We start from the raw sequence: 24,937 nt of genomic DNA on the forward strand, positions 1-24,937 counted from the left end.
GGAACGCTCATGTCCGAACGCGGCAACGCTTCAAAGTCTCTTATCACGTCAATCACCAGGCGCACCGGATTGGCGGCACTTCTCGCCACGACATTAGCCGTCATCGGCCTTGGCGCGCCGTCGTCGTCCTTCGCCGAGGACAAGAAGTCGATCAAGGTCGGCATCATCAGCGGCGAGGATGAGGATGTCTGGCGCGTCGTCACCGCCGAGGCGGCCAAGAAAGGCCTGACCATCGAGACCGTCGTCTTCAACGACTACACCCAGCCCAACGAGGCGCTGGAGCGCGGCGAGATCGACGCCAACGCTTTCCAGCACAAGCCCTATCTCGACAACCAGATCAAGACGCAAGGCTATCACATCGTGCCGGTCGGCTATACCGGCGTCTGGCCGATCGGGCTTTATTCGAAGAAGCACTCCAAGGTCGCCGACCTGCCGGAAGGCGCGGTGGTCGGCCTGCCGAACGACCCGTCCAACGAAGGGCGCGCACTGCATGTCCTGGAACATGAAGGCCTGATCAAGCTCAAGGACGGCACCGGCATCCTGGCGACCACCGCCGACATTGCCGAGAACCCGAAGAAGCTCGAGATCAAGGAACTCGACGCCGGCATCGTCGGCCGCTCTGTGGACGATCTCGACGCCGCCGTCGTCAACACCGATTGGGCGCTGAAGAGCGGCCTTGGCCCGGAAAACCGCATCGCGCAGGAGCCGGTGGCAGACAATCCCTACCGCAACTTCATCGCTGTCAAGGCGGGCAACGAGAACGAGCCATGGGTGAAGACGCTGGTCGCTTCCTACCAGAACGAGACCGTCAAGGCCGAGTTCGACAAGGTCTACAAGGGCACCGGGATCAGCGCCTATTGACCGGCGCATGGCTGGCAGAGATGGGCGGTCCGCTGTGAGCGGGCCGCCATCGCGTTTGCGCGGCATTGAAACGGAAACAGAGATGAACCAGCATGTCACGGCCGAGGCAGGCGATCCGGTTGCTGTCGATCCGGCAGTGTCGCAAGACGTCGTGCGCCTCATCGGCCTGAAGCGGCGCTTCGGCGCGACCGCAGCGCTCGACGGCGTTTCGCTTACCGTGCGCAAAGGCGAGATCCTCGGCATCATCGGCCGCAGCGGCGCCGGCAAATCGACGCTGATCCGCTGCCTGAACGGGCTGGAGCGGCCGGATTCCGGCGAAGTCTTCATCGAGGGCCGCGAGATCGGCCGGCTGAGCGAGCGCGATCTGCAGCCGCTGCGCCGTCGTATCGGCATGGTGTTCCAGCACTTCAATCTGCTGTCGGCCAAGACCGTCGAGGAGAATGTCGCGCTGCCGCTCAAGATCGAAGGCCGCCCGCGCGCCGAGCGCCTGGCACGCGCGGCGGAGTTGCTGCAGCTCGTCGGCCTGTCGGAGAAGGCAAAGGCCTATCCGGCGTCGCTGTCGGGCGGGCAGAAGCAGCGCGTCGGCATCGCCAGGGCGCTTGCCGCCCGACCGGCGCTGCTCTTGTCGGACGAGGCCACCTCGGCACTCGATCCGGAGACGACGCGCTCGATCCTCGCGCTGCTGAAAGACATCAATTCCAGGCTCGGTCTCACCATCCTGCTCATCACCCACGAGATGGAGGTGATCCGTTCGATCGCCGATCGCGTGGCGGTGATCGATGCCGGGCGGATCGTCGAGGAGGGCACCGTCTGGCAGGTCTTCGCCAATCCGCAATCCGAGATCACCCGCAGCCTGCTCGGCGGCATCCGGCCGCAATTACCGCCCGAGATCGCGGGCCGGCTGGTTCCGGGCGTAGGGGCGGAAACGATCCTCCGGATCGATGTGGCCGGCGAGGCGGCGCACAGTGCTTTTCTTTCCGACCTTGCCGTGGCGGTGCCAGGCCAATTCCGCCTCGTGCACGGCGGCGTCGATCATGTGCAGGGCCAACCCGTCGGCACGCTGTTCCTGGCCCTTGCCGGCGCTGAAGCCGCGCATCTTGCGCGGGTGACGACATTCCTGAAAGACCGCCACGCGCGGGTGGAGGTGCTTGGCCATGTCGCCGGTCCTGTTTGAACTCCTGCTTCGCTCGATCTGGGAGACGGTGCTGATGACCGGCGCATCCGGTCTCATCTCGCTGGTCTTCGGCCTGCCGCTCGGCCTTGCCCTGGTCGCCACCGATCGCGGCGGCATCGCCGAGAGCCTTTGGGTCAACCGCAGTCTCGGCGCCATCGTCAACGGCTTCCGGTCGGTGCCTTTCATCATTCTTCTGGTGGCGCTGATCCCGGTGACGCGGCTGATCGTCGGCACCTCGATCGGCACATGGGCGGCGATCGTGCCGCTGTCGATCGCCGCCACCCCCTATTATGCCCGTATCGCCGAAGTCTCGCTGCGCGAGGTCGATCACGGCCTGATCGAGGCGGCGCGCGCCATGGGCGGCAACCGCTGGACGATCATCCGCGAGGTGCTGGTGCCGGAAGCGCTGCCGGGCATCGTCGCCGGCTTCACTGTGACGCTCGTGACGCTTATCGGCGCTTCGGCCATGGCCGGCGCCATCGGCGCCGGCGGTCTCGGCGACCTAGCTATCCGCTATGGCTATCAGCGTTTCGAGACCAGCGTGATGGTGGCCGTGGTGGTCGTGCTCATTGTGCTCGTCTGCGGCATCCAGTGGATCGGCGACCGCCTTGTCGCTCGGCTGGACCATCGCGGATAGAGCACGGGGCATGGGATCGTGACGCGAACGCAATTTGCCGCAAAAGCCGGGAATTGAGCGCCGGCTTGCTCCGTTTGCAGTGAGATTGGTTGGTGCGTTTCTTCACCCGCACCGACGCGCATGTCATCGTGCGAGGTGGGTCGCTAGAGCAATTCCAGGAAAGTGTGAGCGGTTTTCCGTCCGGAGTTGCGTAAAAACAAAGAGATAGAGCGGTTCGCCGTTTCCGTGAAACGATGAAATGCTCCAGAGCAATTCCAGGAGACTGCGCAGCGGATTTCGTCTGGAATTGCGAAAACAAAGAGTTGCCGCCAAGAGGAGCCCGTCCATGGCAAGAATAATTCCGGTGCTCGATCTCGACCGCCTGGAGCAGGGCGCATCGGAACTGCGGACATTCTTGTTCGATCTGCGCACCGCCGCCCGCGATGTCGGTTTCTTCTATCTGAGCGGTCACGGTATCACCCAGCCGGAGATCGACGCGGTGCTGGGCGCCGCGCGCAGCTTCTTCGCCTTGCCGGAAGCCGACAAGCTCGCCATCGAAATGGTGAAGTCGCCGCAGTTTCGTGGCTATACGCGCGCCGGCGGCGAGCTGACCAAGGGCAAGGCCGACTGGCGCGAGCAACTCGACATCGGCGTCGAACGCGCGACCCTTGCGCAAGGGCCTGGCGTGCCGGCCTGGACGCGGCTACAGGGCCCGAACCAGTGGCCTGCCGCGCTCCCCGATCTGAAGCCGGCGCTGCTTGCCTGGCAGGCCAAGGCGACCGACGTGGCGATCCGGCTGCTCAAGGCCTTCGCGCTGTCGCTCGACCAGCCGGAGGACGCCTTCGATCCGATCTACCGCGGCGAACCGAACCACCGCATGAAGATCGTGCGCTACCCCGGCCGCGATGCCACCGGCGACGACCAGGGTGTGGGCGCGCACAAGGATGGCGGCTTCCTCACGCTTCTGCTGCAGGACGAGAACAAGGGTCTGCAGGTCGAATATGACGGCAGCTGGGTCGATGTCGACCCGATCCCGCGGACGCTGGTCGTCAACATCGGCGAGCTGCTCGAACTCGCCTCGAACGGCTATCTCAGGGCTACCGTGCATCGCGTCGCCACGCCGCCGGCCGGCGTCGAACGGATTTCGGTGCCGTTCTTCTTCAGCGCCCGGCTCGATGCCACCATCCCGCTGCTCGATCTGCCCGCGGAACTGGCGGCCGAGGCGCGCGGCCCGGCCAGCGACCCCGACAATCCGCTCTTCCGCAATGTCGGGACCAATGTGCTGAAAAGCCGGCTGAGGTCGCATCCCGACGTGGCGCGGCGTCACTATGCCGACCTTCTGCAAAAAGCATCGGCCGCAGGCTGACAATAGCTGATGATCGAGCGAGATTTTTTCGCGATTTCGATCTTTTTTGGAATTCCGTTCGTGGAAAATACACCGCTCAGGTCCCAAATAAGGGGCATCGTCCGGTGTTTTCCTCCCATTGCGCCGGGCGATGTTCCCCTCTGAAGGTTATGACCTTCATACTTTGGCCGGGCCGCTTTCGCGCCCGGCCTTTTTCTTTTCAGTGCTGGAATGCGCCGATCGGACTGGCGATGCGCTAACGCATGTCGCCCAGAAGTGTGCAGCGGTTCTGGGGCAACGACATGCATCAAAACAAAGACTAGAAGCGCGTCGCCTGAATTCGGTTCAGCGCGACGCGCTTTAGGCCTGCGCATTTCCCGCTATCCATCCTGACATGAATGCGCAAACCGTTGTGTTACGGTGCTGAAGATGTTCACGGCATCCGCTCGGGCCTGCCGCAAAGTGAAGAGGAGAGTTCACCACGTCCACGATCAGCCGTCGCGCCTTGCTCTTTCATTCCGGCTGCGCTGTCGTCGCATCGACCGTCGCAGCGAACGGTCACAGCACAAAGGCGCTAAAGCGTAACCGGCAACCATCCAAGGACCTGGTAGCCCTGATTGAGGCGCACCAGACAACTTACGCAGCGTTCGGCAAGATCGTCCACAGAAGGGGCAGCCATAGCCGTGACCGTATCGAGGCCGGCCGAGAGGAGGAAAGGGCGCTGCTGGCCATCTGCGCCTATCGGGCGGTGAAGGAAGGCGACCGCTTGGCCAAGGCCCGATATCTTCTGGAGATCGAGGCGCGCGGCGAGCTCGATCTGCCAGAACACATGCAGGCTCTTCTGCGCTCTACGGTATGAAAGGCATGAGACTTCCAGCCGCATGAACGGTCGAACCCAGAATGTCCGCAATGCTGAAGGTTTCGGGCCGATCATGGTGGCGATGCTGTTCCTGCCGAAGGGACTGACGCGGTTCGGTTATGCAGCGACTGAAATCGGCCGTGGGAGCCGGCGTTGAAGTCTTCGCACTGGGTGATGCGGTCAGCATCATCCCGCGCGCTCGATGGGCTGGCCGGTCTATGGCGAGTTCGTGAATTCTCCGGCCGAGCTTGTGGAGCAGGGGGACAGTTCGGCAAGATCGTGGTGACCGTTTGAGGCTCGCTCGGCCGGAAAAGCGACTATCCGCTTGGCAAGCGGTGCCGCGTCGGGCCAAACTGGTCAATCCGCATGCCTGCCTCAAGGAGACTTCGAAGATGACCGCCAACGTTTTTTCCGGCTGCATGCCGGCGCTGATGACGCCTTGCACCGATGACCGCCTGCCCGACTTCGACGCGCTGGTGCGCAAGGGGCGCGAACTGATCGCTGCCGGCATGTCCGCCGTCGTCTATTGCGGCTCCATGGGCGACTGGCCGCTCCTGACCGACGCGCAGCGCATGGAAGGCGTCGAGCGCCTGGTGAAGGCCGGCGTCCCGGTGATCGTCGGCACCGGCGCGGTGAATACCGCCAGCGCCGTGGCGCACGCCGCCCATGCGCAAAAGGTCGGCGCCCGGGGCCTGATGGTGATCCCGCGCGTTCTGTCGCGCGGGCCGTCGGTGGCGGCGCAGCGCCACCACTTCAAGGCGATCCTTGCCGCCGCGCCCAGCCTGCCGGCGGTGATCTACAACAGCCCCTATTACGGCTTTGCCACGCGCGCCGACCTCTTCTTCGCGCTGCGCGCCGAGCATCCGAACCTGGTCGGCTTCAAGGAGTTCGGCGGCCCGGCGGATCTGCGCTACGCTGCGGAAAACATCACCAGCCGCGATGACGAGGTTGCGCTGATGATCGGCGTCGACACCGCCGTCTTCCACGGCTTTGTCAATTGCGGAGCGTCCGGGGCCATCACCGGCATCGGCAACGTGCTGCCGAAAGAAGTGCTGCATCTGGTGGGCCTCAGCCAGGCTGCGGCCAAGGGCGACGCCGAAGCGCGCCGGCTGGCGCAGGAACTGGACGCGGCGCTGGCCGTGCTGTCCTCTTTCGACGAAGGCCCCGACCTCGTGCTCTATTTCAAGCATATGATGGTGCTGAAGGGTAATCCTGAATACAGGCTGCACTTCAACGAGACGGATGCGCTGAGCGACAGCCAACGCGGCTATGCCGAGCAGCAGCTCGAGCTGTTCGACGCCTGGTATGCGCAGTGGTCGAGGCAGCCCGTCATGGCAAGATACGCGGCCTGAGCCGGCGATCGCGATCGCCAGATCTTCGGCGATCCAGCTGGCCCGTTTGACAGGCTGCACCCGTGCTCGGACAAAGGCTCAATAGGCCGCGGCCGAGCCGGGTATGGCCTGAAGGCGCTCGATGTCCTGACGGGGCGGGGCGCCGAACAGGCGCCGATATTCGCGACTGAACTGGGACGGGCTGTCATAGCCGACTGCGAAACCGGCCGTGCCAGCGTTGGCCCCGTCGGCCAGCATCAGCCTTCGTGCTTCCTGCAGGCGTAGCTGCTTTTGATATTCCAGCGGGGTCATGCGCGTGATCGCCTTGAAGTGAGCATGAAACGACGACGCGCTCATGCCTGAAGCCGCGGCAATCTCGTCGATCCGCAATTGCGCCTGGAAGCCGTTCCGAATCGTAGCGATCGCGCGGCTCACCTGGTTCAGGTGGCTATCCACGGTTCCCATTTGACGAAGCGTTGCGCCATGCGGACCGGTAAGCAGACGGTAGAGGATTTCGCGCTCTACCAGCGGGGCCAGAACATCGATGGTTTCGGGGCGATCGAGTAGCTTCACCAATCGGCTCGCGGCATCGATCAGGTCAGGGTCGCTTGGATAGACCGCAAGCACAGGCAAGTCCTTTTCCCCAGAAGCCCGCCGCTCCGTCACAAGCAGGTCGGCAAGTGCCGCAAGGTCGAAATCGATCTTGCAGCATAGATATGGTGCGGCCGGACTGGCCTCGAGAACATGGCCGACCAGAGGCAGGTCGACCGAAACAAGAAGATAGCTCGATGCATCATAGACCACGCTCTGGTCTGCCAGCGAGACGCGCTTCGACCCTTGGGCGATTATGCAAAGCGAGGCTTCATAGACCGCCGGCACCGGCGCGCTGGGCCGGTCGGCACGAATGAGCGTCAGCCGGGGTATCGCAGTGCTTGAAATGCCTGTATCCCTGGTATGCCGGGCAATCAGCCCGGCCAGTTCGGTGATTTTTTCCATGCCGCATAAATCTGCATGGCGCGGAATGTTGCAAGGCTTGTCCGCCTGATTTGGAGGATTGTGCAAACTCTTCGGACAATCACGCTACCGGTCTTCGCCTGTGCGGCGCCATTTTCCATCCCGTCACCGCAAGCCAAAAAGGAACGATCATGACGGGACTGAAAGACAAGGTTGTACTCATCACCGGCGCATCGAGCGGCATCGGCGAAGCGACGGTGCGAGAGCTTGCCGCGGCCGGCGCTAGGCTGTTCATCGGAGCCCGACGCGCCGAACGTCTGAAGGCGCTGGCCGGGGAAATCGGTGAACGCGTCGCCTGGCGCGAACTGGACGTAACGAATGCCGAGAGCTTCGACGCTTTCGCCGATGCCGCTCATGCCCGATTCGGGCGGATTGAGGCGCTGGTCAACAATGCCGGCGTCATGCCGCTGTCGCCGCTTGCCGCCCTGAAACGCGATGAGTGGGCGCGCATGATAAACGTCAACATCTTCGGCGTGCTGAACGGGATCGCTTCGGTGCTGCCGCGCTTCGTCGCGCAGAAAAACGGGCACGTCGTCAACGTGGCGTCCGTCGGCGCGCATCTCGTGCTGCCCACCGCGGCGGTCTATTGTGGCACGAAATATGCGGTGTGGGCGATCACCGAAGGCCTGCGGCAGGAGCACGACGACATCCGCGCCACGATCATCTCCCCCGGCGTGACCGCGACCGAGTTGGGCGACGACATCAGCGACCCGCAGGTGGCAGCGGCTTTGAAAGAGTGGCGGCAAAAGTCGCTGACGCCGGACGCCATCGCCCGCGCGATCCGCTTCGCGCTCGAACAGCCCGACGGCGTCGACGTCAACGAAGTGATTGTGCGCCCTACCTCCGCCAACATGTAGAGGCTTAGCCTGCTGGTCGGCTTACGGGCGAGGAGCTCCCCCCATGCCACGCAGGAGCGCGTGCAAGCTGTCGGTAGGGATCAGTTCGCCCTCAATGCACCACCATCAGCACCCGCTCCCGCAGCTCCCTGGCGCGGTGTCATACTTGCTGTTGAACGGCAGCGATTGGCAGTGAACAGGCCGGAGTTGCCGGCCTGTTCGCATGTCCGGGTCAGGCGGCCTTGACCTTCAGTTCTTCGTCGCCGCGCACCATTCTGGTCACGCCGGCGAAGTCGAGCTTGCCGGAGCCGAGCACCGGCACCTTGGGTACGACGCGCACTTCGGCCGGCACCATCAGGTCCATGGCGCCGTTCGCCTTGGCGAAGGCCAGGAAATCCGCGCGAGTGGCGTTGGGCGCTTCCGTGATCAGGATCAGCTTCTCGCCCTTGCGCGCGTCCGGCAGCGTGGCGACGGCCGACGGCGAGCCTTTCCACAATTCGCCCGCCAGCGCCTCCACCGCGGCAAGCGATATCATCTCGCCGCCGATCTTGGCGAAACGCTTGGCGCGGCCGCGGATCGAGATGAAGCCCGCATCGTCGACGGTGACGACATCGCCGGTGTCGTGCCAGCCGTTTTCCAGCGGCTCGATCACGCCAGGATTCTCGGCGCGCAGGTAGCCGGCCATGACGTTGGGGCCGCGCACGAAAAGCCGCCCGCCTTCGTCGACGCCGGGCACCGGCTCGAGGCGGTACTCCATGCCGGGCATGATCTTACCCACGCTGCCCGATTTGTTGTACATCGGCGTGTTGATGGCGATCACCGGCGCGGTTTCGGTCACGCCGTAGCCTTCCAGGATGCGCAGGCCGAATTTCTCCATATAGGTCGTGCGCGTGGCGGCCTTGACCGGTTCCGCGCCGGCGAAGCAGTAGCGCACCGAACGGAAGTCGTAAGGGTGCGCCGTGCGGGCATAGCCGGAGAGGAACGTGTCGGTGCCGAAGATGATCGTCGCGTTCGACCCGTAGATCAGTTCCGGCACGATGCGGTAGTGCAGCGGCGAGGGGTAGAAATAGACCGGCACGCCGGAGATCAGCGGCAGCACCGTTCCCGCCGTCATGCCGAAGGAATGGAAGATCGGCAGCACGTTGAACACCTTGTCGCCCGAATGGAAGTCGATGCGCGAGGCGGCCTGGGCGGCATTGGCCAGGATGTTGCGATGGGTCAGCACCACGCCCTTGGGCGTTCCTTCCGAGCCGGAGGTGAACAGGATCGCCGCCGGATCGTCCGCCTTGCGCGCCACCCGCGGCGTCGTCTTGCGCAACAGGCCGAGCAGCTTGTCCTTGAGGCCGATCGTGGCGCGCAGATCGTCGAGCCAGACGATGTCGACCGAGCGGCCGATCTCCTCCACCACCGGCCCGAGCTTTGCCTGCTCGACGAAGGCGCGCGAGGTGAGCACGGTCCGCACCTCGGCCGCCTTGCAGGCCGACAGGATGTTCGCCGCACCCGCGGTGAAGTTGATCATCGCCGGCACCTTGCCAGCCGACATGACGCCGAGCAGCGTCGCGCATGAGCCGTTGGCGTTGGGCAGCATGATGCCCAGCGTCTGTTGTCCGGCGTAGAGGTGCTCGAACTTTTCGCCAAGCACGGCTGCGGCGGTCAGCAGCTTGCCATAGCTCAGCGAACCGGTAACCGGATCCTGCACGGCGAGTTCCTTCATCCCGCGCTCATTGGCCGTCTCGATGATCTTCTCCAGCACCGTCTTGCCGATGTCCTGGGTGCGGAAGACGAGGTCCGACATCACCTGATAGAGCGCCGAGCCCGCCGCGGCGCGGCGCTGGCGACCCTTCAATTCCTGCGCGACTTCGAGCTTCACCGGCTCCAGAATGGTCACCTTGACCTTCGGGAACAGGCGGCGGCGCACATGCTGGGAGGAGAGCCGCGAGAAATAGCTCTTCTCCAGCCCCTCGATGCGCACCGGCACCACCATCGAGCCGGTCTTGTCGGCGACCATGGCGGCGCCGTCATAGACCTTCATCAGGCCGCCGGTGACGGTGATGCGGCCTTCCGGGAAGATGACCAGCGGATCGCCGCCCTGCACGATCTTGATCAGCGTTCGGGTCGACATCGGCTTGGCCGGATTGAGCGGCAAGGCGCGAGCAAGCTTCATGAACGGCTTCATCCACCAGGCCTGGGCGATCGTGTAGTCGATGGCGAAGACCGGCTCCTCGTCGGTCAGCGTCAGCGCCAGCGGACCGTCGAGAAAGCTGACATGGTTGAGCGCCAGGATCGGCGCCTTGCCGGCCGCCTTAAGGTTGTCCAGCCCCTCGACCTCCAGCCGCAGGAAGGCGCGGAACAGGATCGAGACGAAATCGCGGAACGGATTGGTCGGCAGGAATTTCAGCATCAGCCAGGCGGCGATGACATTGGCGACGACGAGGCCGAACAGGATGCCGGCGATGGAGACGCCAGCGGCCTGGATCGCGGCGACGAGTATGCCGCCGACGGTCATGAAGCCGGCATTGACGATGCTGACCGCGGCGACGACGCGGGCGCGGCGCGCTTCCGGCGACCAGGCCTGCACGGCGGCGAAGGTCGGCACGACGAGGAAGGCGGCGGCAATGGCCATGCCGGCGAGGTCGATGGCGACGCGGATCGTGTTCGGACCGGCGAAGAAGGCGGCAAGCGTCTCGGCCTTCGGCGAGGGCTGCATGCTGCCGATCGTCCAGGCGAGATGCAGGCCGAACAGCGCCATCAGCGCGGTGCCGACCGGCGCGGGCAAAAGCACCATGCGGCCTTGCGACATCCAGGCGGCGATGGCCGAGCCGACGGCGATGGAGACGGCGAACACCGCGAGATAGGCGGTAACCGCGATCTCGTTGCCACCGAGCGAATCCTTGATCATCGCCGGCAGGATCGAAAGCACGATGGCGCCGACCAGCCAAAACCAGGAGGTCATGAGGCCGGCGCGCCAGATGCGCATGTCGGTGCGCAATTCGGCGACCTGCCGCCAGGTCGAGCGGAAGATGTTCTTGTCGATCGCAAGGTTGGGCGCCGCCGAACCGGTGGCGGGGATGTAGCGGCTGACCAGCCAGCAACCCACGGCCAAGGCCATCATGATCGGCCCGAACACCGCAACCCCGATGCCGTCAACGGAGACGACGCCGCCGGCAATGGTGCCGCCCAGGATCGCCGCGAAGGTCGCCGACTCGATCCAGGCATTGGCCTTAGGCAGTTCCTTGCGCTCGAGATGATCCGGCAGGATGCCGTATTTGATCGGCCCGAACAGCGCCGAGATGACGCCGAACATCAACAGCGCGGTCATCAGCACCGGGATCGAGGACAGCGCGATGCCGACGACGGCGACGGCGGCCGCGGCGATCTCGGTGAATTTCAGTCGGCGCGCGATCAGCGCCTTGTCGAAGCGGTCGGCGATCTCGCCGCCGAGTGCCGAAAGCAGCAAGAAGGGCGCCATGAAGACAGCGCCGGCCAGCGTCACCAAGGACGCGGCCTGATCCTTCGCCAGCGTGAAGAGAATGAGGAACACCAGCGTGTTCTTCAGGAAATTGTCGTTGAAGGCCGAGAGGAATTGCGTCCAGAAGAGAGGCGCGAAGCGCCGCGACATCATCAGATGGGTGTTCATGGCAATTTCCATTGGGCAAGTCCGGCAGGCAACCAGATTGGACTGAGCGGACACTTGCGCGGTTTGAGCCTTGTTTATCGGGAAGCGGTTAAGCTTCGTTACTGCGATTCAATCCAATCCATTTGTTTCTTGTTCTCGGCGCCTGGAATCTCTCGTCCATGATCGGTCTCCACGCCTTCCAGGCACTTGACTGTTTGCGGGCTTGGCTGTCGGCGAACATCGATATGATCCTTTCGTTTCAAGGTGAGTGTGGCTCGGCCCAGGCTTGTTTCAGGTACTTTTCTTGAACATCGTTCAAGTGTGCACCATAGCACATCGTGAACACCGTTCAAGATAAAAATGAACGACGTTCATGTCTGTCCGAGCGTGGTTAGCCAGCGAAGAGCAGGTATGGAAGTGCTGGGCTTGTTTTCCGGGGGCCCGCACCGGCGCGGAACAGGCAGGTGAATCCTGCTCAGGTGGGCTTTTCGCCGATCACCTCGAACCGCTCAATCGTGCAATGCTCGGCAACCACGCCCAGCACGTCGGTCGAAGGCTGGTCCGCATCCGGCTGCTTCCATCGGATTTGGAAGGAAAACACGAAACGGTTGCCGCTGGCGTCATGCTCCATGCCGAGGAGGCGGGCATCGTAGCCGAGTGTCCGTATCATGCCATGGAGGTCGGGCGGTGAGCTGTTCGGCCATGAGACCGAAAGCATCGCCTTGTGGTCGCGCGAAATCTTGAGGTCGACCCATTTCAGCCCCTGCAGCGTGACCAGAGTCAGTACCGTCGCGATCGCGCCGAGGCCGTATTGGCCGCCGCCGAAGGCAAGGCCGATCATGGTCATGATCCATATCGTGGCAGCAGTGGTGACGCCGGTGACGAGATCGCCCCGCCGCAGGATCGCGCCGCCGCCGATGAAGCCGACCCCGGTAAGCACGCCGAGCGGAAATCGCATCACATCCATGCGCACGAACGATCCTGGCTCTTTGCCGGAGACGCCGAGAAGCAGGTTGGCCTGGATCATGGCCACGCAAGCCGCTACACCGACTAGTATGGTCGTGCGCAGTCCGGCGGAATGGCCGCGCGCTTCCCGGTTCAGGCCGATGAGAAAGCCGCAGAGCAAAGTCAGCAGCAGCCGTCCGACAAGGTCCGGCCAGGTCGGATGAAGCGGCATGTCGCAGCAAAGCGGCTCGAACATAGTTTCGATGGGGCGGTGAAGGGTCGCCGCGCCTCAGTTTCGTCTGCGACGTTCAACTGGCGGAGCCGGGGATGGTTCCTTGACCGAAGTTGCGCAGCCGACACCCTTCAATGGGCGACGAGGCTGACCACCAGCGCCAGCACAACGATGCCCACCAACCCAGCGATGAAGATGATGCGTTGCGCGCGCGTGCGCAGGATGATCTCGCCCTGCCGGGCATTCTGACCGGAGAAGACCGGCCCTTCGCGGTTGCGATCCTTCCTCATGAGTTGCTCCTTCCTTTTGGATGGCTCCGGAAGGTCTCTGAGCAGGAACCAATTTGTCGGCTTGGGGTTCCGCCCCCGTTTCGGTGCACGGATATCCGCGACCGGGATCGAACCGGTCGCGGGCAATGATCGGCTCAGCCGAACTTCGGATCCAGGCTGCCCGACTTGTAGCGCTTGGCCATTTCGGCCAGCGGAATCGGCTTGATCTTCGGCGCGTTGCCGGCGGTGCCGAACTGCTCGAAGCGCTCCTTGCAGAGCTTCTTCATCGCCGCCATCGCCGGTGTCAGATACTTGCGCGGATCGAACTCGCTGGGGTTTTCCGTCAGCACCTTGCGGATCGCGCCGGTCAGCGCCATGCGGTTGTCGGTGTCGATGTTGATCTTACGCACGCCATGCTTGATGCCGCGCTGGATCTCTTCCACCGGCACGCCCCAGGTCGGCTTCATCTGGCCGCCGTATTTGTTGATGATCTCCTGCAGCTCTTCCGGGACCGAGGACGAGCCGTGCATGACGAGATGCATGTTGGGCAGGCGGCGGTGGATCTCCTCGATCACATTCATCGCCAGCACCGCGCCGTCCGGCTTGCGCGAGAATTTGTAGGCGCCGTGGCTGGTGCCCATGGCAACCGCCAGCGCATCGACATGCGTGTCGCGCACGAACTGCTCGGCCTGCACCGGATCGGTCAAGAGCTGGTCGTGGCTGATCGCGCCCTCGACGCCGTGGCCGTCCTCCTGCTCGCCGCCGCCGCTTTCCAGGGAACCCAGCACGCCGATCTCGCCCTCCACCGAGACGCCGCCCCAGTGCGCCATGCCGACGACGCGGCGCGTGATGCCGGAATTATAGGCGTAGTCGGCCGGCGACTTGCCGTCCTCCTTCAGCGAGCCGTCCATCATCACCGAGGTGAAACCGTGCTGGATGGCGGTGACGCAGGTCGCTTCATTGTTGCCGTGGTCGAGATGCATGCAGACCGGGATGTCGGGATGGATCTCGACGAGCGCGTCGATCAGCTTGGCCAGCACGACATCATTGGCGTAGGCGCGCGCGCCGCGGCTGGCCTGCAGGATGACCGGCGACTTGGTCTCCTCGGCCGCCTCCATGATGGCGAGCCCCTGTTCCATATTGTTCATGTTGAAGGCAGGCACGCCATAGCCGTGTTCGGCGGCATGGTCGAGCAATTGTCTCAGTGTGATGCGAGCCAACGAATAGTCTCCCGGATCTGTTACAGGCACAAGTTACCAACGTCAGGCGGCATGGCCCGACCCGACTGCTTCTGGCCGGATTTCAGGCGGACCGCAACCACTCAAGTTGCGGTCCTGAAATCCAAATCGGTTTAGTTCCAGCGCACCCTTTGCGGTTTAGGCGGCGATCTTTGCGCGCGCGGCGAGGATCTCGACACAGGCCTTCGCCGCTTCCTTGCCCTTCACGGTGAAATGCTCGTGGAAGAAGCGGTGATGCTCGGCGCTGTCATGGTAGTTGTGCGGCGTCAGCACCGCCGACAGCACCGGCACGCCGGTCACGAGCTGCACGTTCATCATGCCGTCGATGACGGCGCTCGCCACAAAGTCGTGCCGGTAGATGCCGCCATTGACGACGAAGGCGGTGCTGAGGATCGCCGCATAGCGGCCGGTCTCGGCGAGCGTCTTGGCGTGCAGCGGGATCTCATAGGCTCCCGGCACGTCGAAAACCTCGACGGCAAAGCCGCCGCGCGCGGCAAGCTCCGCTTCGAACGCCGTCACGCACTGATCGACGATATCGGCGTGCCAGCGCGCCCGGATGACGGCGACACGACGGAGTGTATGGTCTTTGAGGAGATGCTGATTCATGGGTCCTTCCTTCCGTTGCGAACCAGAATCAGGACGCACGACGCAAAAACGCGGCCCGCGCGGGCGGACCGTTTTTTTGCGTACGTTCTCTTCCATCCGGACTGTAACCGTCGGCTCCGGAATCGCACCGGATCTGCTGACCTTTCCGTTTGCGCGGAAAGCGCTCGCGGGCTTGAGCCGAGGCTCTTACCGCCGGTGGGGACTTTCACCCCGCCCTGAGAACATTAACGCGGGTTTTATGAGAGAGCAGGATGGCGCTGTCAATTGGCGACTGGCCAGTCCCTTCCTTGGAGGATGTCCGGCAGGGTAGAGCGGCGGCGGCGTTGCAGGATCGAGCTTCCTCGCCCAACGAAGTGGGGAGAGGTCTTTGGCGGGCGAGGAATCCAAGCGATACGTCGGTCGGACAGCGCGCCCTCTTCCTTGCCAGACATCTCCCCCACAATTACCCGCGCTCAGGAAACATCGCCTTCAGCCCCTCGCGCGAGGCTTTGGCCACGCCGCGCTCGGTGATGAGCCCCGTCACCAGCCGCGCCGGCGTCACGTCGAACGCCGGGTTGGCCGCCGGCGTGGCATCGGGCGAGACGCGCACCTGGGCTACCTTGCCGTCCGCCGTCTTGCCCCAGACCAAGGAGACCTCGTCGCCGGAGCGCTCCTCGATCGGGATTTCCTTCAGCCCGTCGGCCACGGTCCAGTCGATGGTGGGCGAGGGGAGCGCGACATAGAAGGGCACGTCGTTGTCGGCGGCGGCCAGCGCCTTCAGATAGGTACCGATCTTGTTGCAGACGTCGCCATTGGCCGTGGTGCGGTCGGTGCCGACGATGACCATGTCGATGTCGCCATGCTGCATCAGGTGGCCGCCGGCATTGTCGACGATCAGCGTGTGCGGCACGCCGTGTCCGGCCATCTCCCAGGCGGTCAGCTGGGCGCCCTGGTTGCGCGGCCTCGTCTCGTCGACATAGACATGCACCGGAATGCCGGCCTCGGTCGCCAGATAGATCGGCGCGGTGGCGGTGCCGTAGTCGACGGTCGCCAGCCAGCCGGCATTGCAATGGGTGAGGATGTTGACGGTTTCGCCGGGCTTCTTGCGCGCCGCTATCTCTCTGATGATGGCAAGCCCGTTCTCGCCGATGGCGCGGTTCAGCCCGACATCCTCGTCGGCGATCTCGGCGGCCCGCTTGTAAGCCGCCTCCGCACGCTCTTCCGGCGCGAGCGGCTTCAGGTGCCGCCGCATCTCGTCCAGCGCCCAGCGCAGGTTGATCGCCGTGGGCCGTGTCTTATGAAGCGTCTCCCAGACCGCGTCGAGCGCTTCGTCCGACGGATCGTCCATCATCTGGATGGCGACGCCATAGGCCGCGGTGACGCCGATCAGCGGCGCGCCGCGCACCCACATGTCGCGGATGGCGGTGGCGATGCCGGCGACGGTTCCGATTTTTTCGATGCGGAACTCATGCGGCAGCCAGCGCTGGTCGATGATCTCGACCGACCGCTTGTCGCCGCTGAGCCAGATGGTGCGATAGTGGCGTTCGCCGACGTTCAAAGGCTCTTCTCCTGTTCGATCAGCGCGGCGAGATTGTTCACCTCGTCGATGCTGTGGATCCGGCGCCGGTTGACGGCAATGTGGCGGCCGAAGCGCAAAGCCTTGGCCTCACATCTGGCGCGCAGGTCTTGATCGGCAATGGTCTCGAAATCGGCATTGTGGGCGAGGCCGAGAATACGGCGGTGCACCTCGATGCCGGCGAAGCCGAGCAGGTCGGTCCAGATGGAATGCAGCACGTGATCGAGCGCCTGTTCGGCGCCGAGCTGGTCGCCCTGATCCTCGAACAGGCTCTTCTGATAGAGGATGCCGGTGCGCTCGGTGCGCCACAGATGCGAGAACTCGGCGCGGAAGGTGGCCCAGGTCTCGGCCGTGACCCCGAGTAGATAGGCGCGCATCGGCGCGCGGCTGCCTTTCTCCTCATGGCCGCGCTGCGAGAAGAAGGCCATCCAGAAATTGGCGAGCAGCATGCCGACGTCGAAGGCGATCGGACCGTAGAAGGCGAACTCCGGATCGATCATCCGGGTCTCTGTGTCCGTCACCATGATCGAGCCCGAATGCAAATCGCCATGCAGCAGGGTCTCGGCATTGGCGGCGAAGAGATGCTTCAGCCGCTGCGCCTCGACCTTGAGGTCGCGGTCGGCGCGCAACTCCGCCACCAGGCCGTCGAGCTGCGGCGAGGTATGCCGGTTCATCTTGGCGTCGAAATAGGGATCGGAGAACACCAGGTTCTCGGTGATGTCGCAGAGTTCGACATTGTCGGCGAACAGCGCCAGATCGGCTTTGCGGTCTTTCGTCACCATCGAAAGGTCCGAGCCGCGGAACAGCGTGCGGGCCATGAACAGGCCGATGTCGCGCGCGATGTTCGGCAATTCGCGACCGTCGATCAGCGCGCGCCTGAGAATAACGTGCGGCGGCGCCAGATACTCCATCACGATCAGCGCCTGGGTCTCGTCGAAATGGTAGATCGCCGGCACCGAGCCGGGCGCACGGGCTTGCTGCCTGGTCAGCGCATGATGTTCGAAGAACGAGCGCTTCAAGGGCAGCGGCCAGCTGTCGCCGACCAAACGCACATAGGGCAGCGCCTGTTTGACCACTGCAGCACCCTGGTCGCTCTCGACGATGAAGACGAGGTTGAGGTTGCCGTCGCCGACCTCGCGCACCTTCCAGCGGCTGACGTCGCTGCCGATGCGCTCGGTCAGGGCCGTGGTCCCGCCAAGGCGTTTCGGCAGCGTTTCCGCCGACAATGCTTCGAACTTCCCGTTCATGCTCTCCCTCCTGCGCGTGGTTTCCGACGATAGCGGAGCCACGGCGGCGGGGCCAAGCTAGGAAGCGCTCTGGCAAATGTCAATCGTGTTGACAATTGCCGAGTGAGCCCATAGCGTCACGATCCGGGAGGAACGGATGGGCGCAGATGCCGTGTTCCATGTGGAGGGCCTGAGGAAATCCTTCGGCCAGAACGAGGTGCTTGGCGGCATCTCGCTCGACCTCTTTGCGGGCGAGGTGACGGTGCTGATGGGCGCCAACGGCGCCGGCAAGTCCACCCTGGTCAAGATCGTCAGCGGCGTCTACGAACGTGGCGCCGGCACGATGCGGCTCGCCGGCCAGGCCTTCGACCCGCAGAGCCCCGCCGAAGCCATCCGCGCCGGCGTCGTCACCGTGCATCAGAACATCAATGACGGCGTGGTCGCGGACCTCGATGTCGCGACCAATCTGACGCTCGATCGCTTGAGCGGCAAAGGCGCGTCGTTGCTGTTCAAGCCGGCCAATGTCCGAGCTGAGGCCAGAGCCGTCGCCGACCGCATGGGGCTCGCCCTCGACCTCAAGGCGCGCGTCAGCGACTTGTCGTTGGCGGACCGGCAGATGGTGGCCATCGCGCGGGCCATGGCGCACCAGCCCAAGGTCCTGATCCTCGACGAGCCGACCTCCTCGCTGTCGAGCGTCGAGGCCGACCGGCTGTTTTCGCTGATCGACCGGCTGCGAGGGCAGGGCGTCGCCATCCTCTATATCTCGCACCGCATGTCCGACATCAGGCGTCTCGCCGACCGCATCGTGTCGATGCGCGACGGCGTCGTCTCCGGCGTCTTCGACAAGAAGCCGCTCGACTACGAGGGCGCGGTCAACGCCATGCTCGGCCGCAAGATCCATCTCGACAGGGTGGTCGCCAGGAGCTCGGCGCGCGCGGTTTTCACCGCCGAAGGCCTGCAGCTCGCGCATGGGGCAAAGCCGATCTCGATGACGCTCGGCGCCGGCGAGGTGGTGGCGATCACTGGCCTTGTCGGAGTCGGCAAGACGGCGCTTGCCGAAACGCTATTCGGTGTACGCAGGCCGCTCGCCGGCACCATGCATATGGACGGCAAGCCCTACGCGCCGAGCTCGGCGCGCGAGGCGATCGCCGCCGGCGTCTTCCTGGTCGCCAAGGATCGCGCAGCGAGCGGCATCGTCGGCGGCTTCAACATCGAGCGCAACATCAGCCTGCCGTTCCTCAAGCGCATGTCGGGCCTCGGCGTCATGAAGAAGCGCGCCGAGCGCGTCGCCGCCCGCCGCCAGATCGACGAGCTAGGCATCGTCTGCCGCTCCGAAAAGGACGAATTGTCGGCGCTCTCCGGCGGCAACCAGCAGAAGGTGATGGTGGCGCGCTGGATGTCTCAGGCTTCGCGGCTCTTCATCCTCGACGAGCCTTTCCAGGGCGTCGACATTTCGGCGCGCCGCGACATCGCGGCCAAGCTGAGGGCAAGCGCCGACGGCCGCGCGACGCTGATCTTCGTCACCGAGATCGACGAGGCGCTGGAGACCGCCGACCGCATCCTGGTAATGTCGGAACACACGATCGTCGGCGAGCACCGCAATGCCGATATCGATCTCGATCGGCTGCTGGCGCAAGTGGCCGGCGGGCCGCTGCATAGTGCTGCGTGAGATCGTGCGGATGACGAGACTTGGAGTGCAGGCATGAGTTCCAGTTTGGCGGAGAGGGCAACCGCGCGGGAGCGTTCGATGACATTGCGTGACTATGCCATCCGCTACGGCTTCATCGTGCTGCTGGTCGGGTTGATCGCCTATTTCGCGATCGCGGCCGATGGTTTCGCCTCGCCGCAGAGCGCCGTCTTCATCTTCCAGTCGGTGGCCATCACCGGCGTGCTGGCGCTCGGTGTCACCGCGACGCTGGTGGTCGGCGGTTTCGATCTGTCGATCGGCTCGGTCGCCACCAGCGCCATGATGGCGGCCTCCTACGCGATGGTGGTGCTGGAGCAGAATGCCATCGTCGCCGTCATCGCCTGCCTGGTCATCGGCGTCATCGTCGGCCTGATCAATGGCTGGCTGATCGTCTATATGCGCGTGCCCGACCTGCTGGCGACGCTCGGCATGATGTTCCTGCTGCTCGGCCTACAGCGTATCCCGACGGAAGGCCGCTCGATCGCCACCGGCATGACCATGCCCGACGGCTCGGTCGCCAACGGCAAGTTCTCGGAAGCCTTCCTGGCGCTCGGCCGCCACCGCATCGACTTCTTCATCCCTAACCTGATCCCGGTTTCGGTGGTGGTGCTCGTCGTGCTCGCGCTGCTGATCTGGTTCTTCCTCGAATACACCCGCTTCGGCCGCATGATGTATGCCGTCGGCTCAAACGAGAGGGCGGCCGAGCTCGCCGGCGCGCCTGTCAAGGCATACAAAATCTGGGCCTACGTCATTTCGGGAGTTTTTGCCTCGATCGGCGGGATTTTGCTCGCTGCCCGGCTTGGACGCGGCGACATCGCCTCGGGTAATAATCTCTTGCTCGACGCTGTCGCCGCGGCGCTCATCGGCTACGCCGTGCTCGGTGCCGCCAAGCCCAACGCCTTCGGCACGGCCGTCGGCGCGGTGTTCGTCGGCGTCCTGCTGCAAGGCCTGACGATGATGAACGCTCCTTACTACACGCAGGATTTCGTCAAGGGCGCGGTGCTTGTCGTCGCCCTTGTCTTCACCTTCGCCCTTTCCGGCAGGGGCAAGAGATAGTTTCGACCGGGACATTGATGAGAACACAAACGGAGGAAAAAGTGAGCATCACAAGGAGACTTTTGGGGAAAGCGGCACTCGGCCTCGCCGGCGCGGCGCTGTTGATGCAGGGGACCGCTTTGGCAGCGGACAAGCCGGCGCCGTTCGACAAGCCGGGCGTCAAGATCGCGCTCGTGCGCTACCTTTCGACCGGTGACTTCTTCCAGGCCTATCTGTCCGGCGTCGAGGCGCAAGCCAAGGCGCTCGGCGTCGACCTGCGGGTGCTCGACAGCCGCCAGGACGCGGCGCTCCAGGCCGACATGGTCGACCAGGCGATCGCGCTCGGCGTGCAGGGCATCATCATCCAGCATGGCCTGACGGAATCGATGAAGGACGCCGCCCAGCGCGCGGTCGACGCCGGCATCAAGGTCGTCGCCTTCGACGTCAATGTCGAGAACCCGAAGATCCCGCAGATCGAGCAGTCGGACAAGGACCTCGCCAGGCTCGCACTCGAGCAGGCGGTGAAGGACAATGGCGAGAGCTGGAAGGCCGGCTATGTCTATGTCGCCGGCATCGCCCCGCTCGACCGCCGCAACGAAACCTGGGTGGATGTGAAGAAGAAATATTCGGGCATCAGCGAGGTCGCCCAGTTCGGCACGCTCGACAACCCGATCGCCAACTCCGTTGCCAACCAGGCACGCTCGGTACTGCAGGCGCATCCCGACATCAACGTGATGTTCGCGCCCTATGACGAGTTCGCCAAGGGCGTGAAGATCGCCGTCGACGAAGCCGGCCTGAACAAGAAGATCAAGATCTACTCGGCCGACATCTCGACCTCGGACATCGCCGCCATGCGCGAGCCGGACAGTGCCTGGGCGGCGACCGCCGCCACCAATCCGGCCGTCGTCGGCCAGGTTTCGGTGCGCGCGCTGGCGCAGCTGCTTGCCGGCGAGGATCCCGGCCACAACGTCATCGTGCCGCCGACGCTGATCACCCAGAAGGAGCTGATCGACAAGGACATCAAGAACATGGAAGACCTGTCGGCCAAGCTGCCGCAGTTCGCCCATGCCGATGTCGCGATGCCGGCCTGGATGCCAAACCCGAACGCCAAGTAAGGTCCGAGCAGCCGGAAAATGAAGAGAGCGGTCCAACGGGCCGCTCTCTTTTGTTTCTGCTCGGGCCGTTCCGGCCTCACCGCTGCCAGAAAGGCAATTTGGCGATCTCCGCCTCGACCTCCTCTTTCGTCAGTCCGATATCGTCGATCAGATGCGGATTGTCCGTCGCCATGCGCTTGAGCTCGAAGCGGAAATAGGCCTGCTTGCGGCGCTCGGCGATGAGGCTGCGTAAGGCTGAGAGGCCGTAGCGCCGGCGGCCCTTCATCTCGGCTGCGCGCGCCGCCAAAGGTGCGCAAGGCGCAAGGATATCGTTCATGGCAAGCTCCATGCGGTAGAGGGTTTGAGGACCCGTGACCTGATTGAGATTGCAGTGTGCCGCAGCCGGCTGGCGGCGTAATTAAGCCCTCCCAAATAGTTCTCAAAACTTCCAAATCGGTCAGAGCGTTTCACCGTTTCACGGAAACGGCGAAACGCTCTATCCCTTTGTTTTTACGCAATTCCGGGCGGAGGGTACGGCGAAGTCGCCGGAACTTAACCGCTCACACTTATCCTGGAATTGCTCTATAGATCGCCGCATGCAAGGATCGCGCTTTGCTTTTGGACCGTTCGTCTTTGATCCTGGCGCGGGAACGCTGCTTCGGGGCGATGTTCCCGTTGCCGCCGGCCATCGCGGGCTGAAGCTGCTCGAAGCGCTTGTGGCGCGCCCGGGCGAGATCCTGGGCAAGGCCGAGCTGATGGACGCGGCCTGGCCGGGCACCGCCGTCGAGGAAGGCAATCTGACCGTCCAGATCGCGCAACTCAGGAAGCTGCTCGGTCCGGCGACCCACGGCGGCGAGTGGATCGCCACGGTGCCGCGCGTCGGCTATCGTTTTACCGGGTCCGTTGAACAGTCCGACGCCACGCGCAAAACCCTGCCGCTGCCCGACAAACCGTCGATCGCCGTCTTGCCCTTTATCAATCTGAGCAACGATCCCGAGCAGGACTCCTTTGCCGACGGCTTGACCGAAGATTTGATCACTGATCTTTCGCGGATCCAGGGCCTCTTCGTCATCGCGCGCAACTCGGTCTTTGCCTATAAGGGCAAGGCGATGGACGTGCGCGTCATCGCAGGCGAACTCGGCGTGCGTTACCTGCTGGAGGGCAGCGCCCGGCGCGCCGCAGGACGCGTGCGCATCAACGCGCAATTGATCGACGCGTTGAGCGGCGAGCATCTATGGGCCGAACGTTTCGATCGCAGCGTTGAGGACATTTTCGCCGTTCAGGACGAGGCGACGGCCAAGATCGTCGAGGCGCTGCTCGGGCGGCTGCGCGCGTTGCCTGAGCGCAACCGGCCTAAGAACCTCGAGGCCTATGATCTCTGCGTGCGGGCCCGCAAATCGTTCGACGAGTCCCCACAGATGGCGCGCGAAGCGCATCTGATGCTGACACGTGCGATCTCGCTCGACCCGGACTATGCCGAGGCCTATCGCTGGCTGGCAATGAACCACTGGATGAGCTGGGTGCATTGGGGCGAGCCTTTCGAGCCGGCCCGCAGCATCTCCCTGGAACTGGCGCGCAAGGCGGTGGCGATCGATCCAAACGATGCCGGTAGCCGCTGGGTGCTGGCTAATTTGCTTGCCTATGAACGCGATTTCGAGCAGTCCGAGGCGGAATTCGCCAAGGCGATCGAACTCGACCCGAACGAGGCCGATATCTGGGCGACATTGTCCGATATCGACGTGCTGGGCGGGCGGTTGGACGAGGGCCTGGAACACATCCGCAAGGCGTTCCGGCTGAACCCGTTTCCGCCGAGCTGGTATTATCTCACGCTCGGCCAGGCGCAATATGCGGCCCGCGACTATGAGGCCGCCGTCGAGACCCTGCGCCGCGACCAGACCTACCGCACCAGCTCGCGCCGCTTCCTAGCGGCAAGCCTGGCGCAGCTCGGCCGCCTCGACGAGGCGCGCACCGAGGTTGCGCTGTTCCTCGTCGGCAATCCGCATTTCTCCACGCAGCGCTGGGTCGAGACGGAGCCGTTCCGTGACGACGCGACGCTTGAGCATTTCGTCGAGGGCTTCCGCAAGGCCGGCCTGCCGCAGTGACGCGGCGACATGGCCAACTGGCTGCTGCGGAGATTTCGTATCCTCAGGTCTTTTTCACCGGCCGGCGCGCGCCAGCCCATGCGCCACCAGACGGTCGATCACCTCCGGATAGCTGACGCCGCTCGCCGCCATAGCCTTGGCGTACATGCTGATGTTGGTGAAGCCCGGAATGGTGTTGATCTCGTTGATCAGGAAATTCATGTCCGGCATCAGGAAGAAGTCGACGCGGGCCATGCCGTCGCAACCGAGCGCCCTGAACGCCCTTGCGCCCATGTCGCGCATGGCATCCTCGACCTCCTGCGGCAGCTCAGCTGGCACGATCAAGGCCGCACCATTCTCGTCGATGTATTTGGCGTTGTAGTTGTAGAAACCATGGCTTTCCGCGGGCACGATCTCGCCTGGATGCGAGACGAAAAGTTCGCCTTCGGGGCTTTCCAGCACGCTGTATTCGATCTCGCGGCCACGGACGAATTCCTCCGCCAGGAGCTTGCCGTCGTGCTGGAAGGCTTCCGTCAGCGCCCGCTCGAATTCCTGACTGGCATTGACCTTCGCGACGCCGACCGACGAGCCCTGCCGCGCCGGCTTGATGAAGAGCGGCAGGCCGAGTTGACCCTCAAGCTCGGCAAGCGAAGGCGCGGCCCCTTCACCGATGGTCACCGAGCGCGCAACGGGCAGTCCTGCCGCTTTCAGCAGCCGCTTGGCGATGTCCTTGTCGAGCGCCGTGGCGGACCCGAGGATGCCGCAGCCGGCGAGCGGCACCCGTGCCACTTCGGCCATTCCCTGCACCGCGCCGTCCTCGCCATGCAGTCCGTGCAGCACTGGAAACAGGATATCGATGGGGGGCAGGTCGTAGGGCGAGCCGTTTGCAGGGATCGCCAGCATCCGCCCATGCCCGCCGGGCACTAGGCAGAGCTGCGTGCCAACGGATGGCGTCGCCAGCGCGCCGTCCTCGAAGCGGCTCAGCAGCCATTGCCCTTCCCGGGTGACGAAGATCGGGACGGCATCGTATTTCGCCGGGTCCAGCGCGGCGATGACGTTGGCCGCCGAAAGCAGCGACACCTCATGCTCAGCGGAGCGCCCGCCGAAGAGCACGCCGATACGAAGTCTTCTCGCCGCCATTTGAAGCTCCACCAACGATCAAGGTTGGAGCTCGCATGCGAAACACAAGCGCCCCTTAAACTGACCGAGCAATACGTGAAGGATTGGAATGGATTTTGACGGGTTTGAGCAGTTCTTTAGCAGAAGCGTGAAAGGCCTTGCGCCGGAATCTGTCGATAGGGAGATGGGGCGGTTCGT

At 64.0% G+C, this 24,937-nt stretch carries 21 protein-coding genes and 1 riboswitch; of the genes, 11 read left to right on the forward strand and 10 right to left on the reverse strand.

Annotated features, from left to right (window positions below):
* The first annotated feature begins 9 nt into the window (after window positions 1–9).
* From FJW06_RS03210 to FJW06_RS03235, 6 genes are all read left to right on the forward strand, one after another.
* Window positions 10–861 (forward strand): MetQ/NlpA family lipoprotein, encoded by an 852-nt coding sequence (locus FJW06_RS03210; protein WP_140747872.1) that lies wholly within the window; start codon window positions 10–12, stop codon window positions 859–861.
* Window positions 862–943: 82 nt separating this feature from the next.
* Window positions 944–2,035 (forward strand): methionine ABC transporter ATP-binding protein, encoded by a 1,092-nt coding sequence (locus FJW06_RS03215; RefSeq protein WP_140747875.1) that lies wholly within the window; start codon window positions 944–946, stop codon window positions 2,033–2,035.
* The gene (locus tag FJW06_RS03220) at window positions 2,016–2,672 is read left to right on the forward strand and encodes a methionine ABC transporter permease (protein WP_140747878.1); all 657 of its coding nucleotides are present in this window, start codon (window positions 2,016–2,018) and stop codon (window positions 2,670–2,672) included. Before FJW06_RS03215 ends, FJW06_RS03220 begins: the two co-directional genes overlap by 20 nt.
* 325 nt (window positions 2,673–2,997) lie before the next feature.
* On the forward strand, window positions 2,998–4,017 hold the full coding sequence (locus FJW06_RS03225) for an isopenicillin N synthase family oxygenase (protein ID WP_140747881.1): 1,020 nt from the start codon (window positions 2,998–3,000) through the stop codon (window positions 4,015–4,017).
* A gap of 484 nt (window positions 4,018–4,501) precedes the next feature.
* Window positions 4,502–4,855, forward strand: a complete 354-nt coding sequence (locus FJW06_RS03230; protein WP_246674509.1) for a hypothetical protein — start codon at window positions 4,502–4,504, stop codon at window positions 4,853–4,855.
* Between the two features lie 392 nt (window positions 4,856–5,247).
* On the forward strand, window positions 5,248–6,207 hold the full coding sequence (locus tag FJW06_RS03235; RefSeq protein ID WP_140747887.1) for a dihydrodipicolinate synthase family protein: 960 nt from the start codon (window positions 5,248–5,250) through the stop codon (window positions 6,205–6,207).
* A gap of 78 nt (window positions 6,208–6,285) precedes the next feature.
* On the opposite strand, the gene FJW06_RS03240 is transcribed toward FJW06_RS03235, so the two are convergent.
* Entirely contained in the window at window positions 6,286–7,182 is an 897-nt protein-coding gene (locus FJW06_RS03240; RefSeq protein ID WP_140747890.1) for an AraC family transcriptional regulator, read from the reverse strand.
* A 149-nt stretch (window positions 7,183–7,331) separates the two neighbouring features.
* Here FJW06_RS03240 and FJW06_RS03245 point away from each other — a divergent pair, with 149 nt between their 5' ends.
* A complete protein-coding gene (locus tag FJW06_RS03245) occupies window positions 7,332–8,057 on the forward strand; it encodes an SDR family oxidoreductase (RefSeq protein ID WP_140747893.1) in 726 nt (241 codons plus the stop codon).
* A 211-nt stretch (window positions 8,058–8,268) separates the two neighbouring features.
* On the opposite strand, the gene FJW06_RS03250 is transcribed toward FJW06_RS03245, so the two are convergent.
* The 7 genes from FJW06_RS03250 to mtnK all read right to left on the reverse strand — a co-directional run bounded on the left by FJW06_RS03250 (window position 8,269) and on the right by mtnK (window position 17,744).
* On the reverse strand, window positions 8,269–11,673 hold the full coding sequence (locus FJW06_RS03250) for an acyl-[ACP]--phospholipid O-acyltransferase (protein WP_140747896.1): 3,405 nt from the start codon (window positions 11,671–11,673) through the stop codon (window positions 8,269–8,271).
* Window positions 11,674–12,127: 454 nt separating this feature from the next.
* A complete protein-coding gene (locus FJW06_RS03255; RefSeq protein WP_246674510.1) occupies window positions 12,128–12,829 on the reverse strand; it encodes an MgtC/SapB family protein in 702 nt (233 codons plus the stop codon).
* A gap of 131 nt (window positions 12,830–12,960) precedes the next feature.
* A complete protein-coding gene (locus tag FJW06_RS03260; RefSeq protein ID WP_140747901.1) occupies window positions 12,961–13,119 on the reverse strand; it encodes a peptide ABC transporter permease in 159 nt (52 codons plus the stop codon).
* A 134-nt stretch (window positions 13,120–13,253) separates the two neighbouring features.
* Window positions 13,254–14,318 carry a class II fructose-bisphosphate aldolase gene (gene fba / locus FJW06_RS03265; RefSeq protein ID WP_140747904.1) on the reverse strand — a complete coding sequence of 355 codons (1,065 nt, stop codon included), beginning with the start codon at window positions 14,316–14,318 and terminating at the stop codon, window positions 13,254–13,256.
* Window positions 14,319–14,474: 156 nt separating this feature from the next.
* Window positions 14,475–14,942, reverse strand: coding sequence for a 6,7-dimethyl-8-ribityllumazine synthase (locus FJW06_RS03270; RefSeq protein WP_140747907.1), 468 nt, complete (start codon window positions 14,940–14,942; stop codon window positions 14,475–14,477).
* 80 nt (window positions 14,943–15,022) lie between these two features.
* Window positions 15,023–15,169, reverse strand: a riboswitch (FMN riboswitch).
* 215 nt (window positions 15,170–15,384) lie between these two features.
* Window positions 15,385–16,479, reverse strand: a complete 1,095-nt coding sequence (mtnA, locus tag FJW06_RS03275; protein WP_140747910.1) for an S-methyl-5-thioribose-1-phosphate isomerase — start codon at window positions 16,477–16,479, stop codon at window positions 15,385–15,387.
* Window positions 16,476–17,744 (reverse strand): S-methyl-5-thioribose kinase, encoded by a 1,269-nt coding sequence (gene mtnK / locus FJW06_RS03280; protein WP_140747913.1) that lies wholly within the window; start codon window positions 17,742–17,744, stop codon window positions 16,476–16,478. Before mtnK ends, mtnA begins: the two co-directional genes overlap by 4 nt.
* Window positions 17,745–17,880: 136 nt before the next feature.
* Between mtnK and FJW06_RS03285 the strand changes: the two genes are divergently transcribed.
* The 3 genes from FJW06_RS03285 to FJW06_RS03295 all read left to right on the forward strand — a co-directional run bounded on the left by FJW06_RS03285 (window position 17,881) and on the right by FJW06_RS03295 (window position 21,560).
* Window positions 17,881–19,392 carry a sugar ABC transporter ATP-binding protein gene (locus FJW06_RS03285; protein ID WP_140747916.1) on the forward strand — a complete coding sequence of 504 codons (1,512 nt, stop codon included), beginning with the start codon at window positions 17,881–17,883 and terminating at the stop codon, window positions 19,390–19,392.
* Between the two features lie 78 nt (window positions 19,393–19,470).
* Entirely contained in the window at window positions 19,471–20,466 is a 996-nt protein-coding gene (locus tag FJW06_RS03290) for an ABC transporter permease (protein WP_040988532.1), read from the forward strand.
* 41 nt (window positions 20,467–20,507) lie between these two features.
* The gene (locus tag FJW06_RS03295) at window positions 20,508–21,560 is read left to right on the forward strand and encodes a substrate-binding domain-containing protein (protein ID WP_140747919.1); all 1,053 of its coding nucleotides are present in this window, start codon (window positions 20,508–20,510) and stop codon (window positions 21,558–21,560) included.
* Between the two features lie 76 nt (window positions 21,561–21,636).
* On the opposite strand, the gene FJW06_RS03300 is transcribed toward FJW06_RS03295, so the two are convergent.
* The gene (locus FJW06_RS03300) at window positions 21,637–21,876 is read right to left on the reverse strand and encodes a DUF1127 domain-containing protein (protein WP_140747922.1); all 240 of its coding nucleotides are present in this window, start codon (window positions 21,874–21,876) and stop codon (window positions 21,637–21,639) included.
* Between the two features lie 259 nt (window positions 21,877–22,135).
* Here FJW06_RS03300 and FJW06_RS03305 point away from each other — a divergent pair, with 259 nt between their 5' ends.
* A complete protein-coding gene (locus FJW06_RS03305; protein WP_140747925.1) occupies window positions 22,136–23,641 on the forward strand; it encodes a winged helix-turn-helix domain-containing tetratricopeptide repeat protein in 1,506 nt (501 codons plus the stop codon).
* Between the two features lie 54 nt (window positions 23,642–23,695).
* On the opposite strand, the gene FJW06_RS03310 is transcribed toward FJW06_RS03305, so the two are convergent.
* A complete protein-coding gene (locus FJW06_RS03310; RefSeq protein ID WP_140747928.1) occupies window positions 23,696–24,760 on the reverse strand; it encodes a D-alanine--D-alanine ligase family protein in 1,065 nt (354 codons plus the stop codon).
* Window positions 24,761–24,937 lie beyond the last annotated feature (177 nt).

Source organism: Mesorhizobium sp. B4-1-3 (assembly GCF_006439355.1).
Classification (GTDB): domain Bacteria; phylum Pseudomonadota; class Alphaproteobacteria; order Rhizobiales; family Rhizobiaceae; genus Mesorhizobium.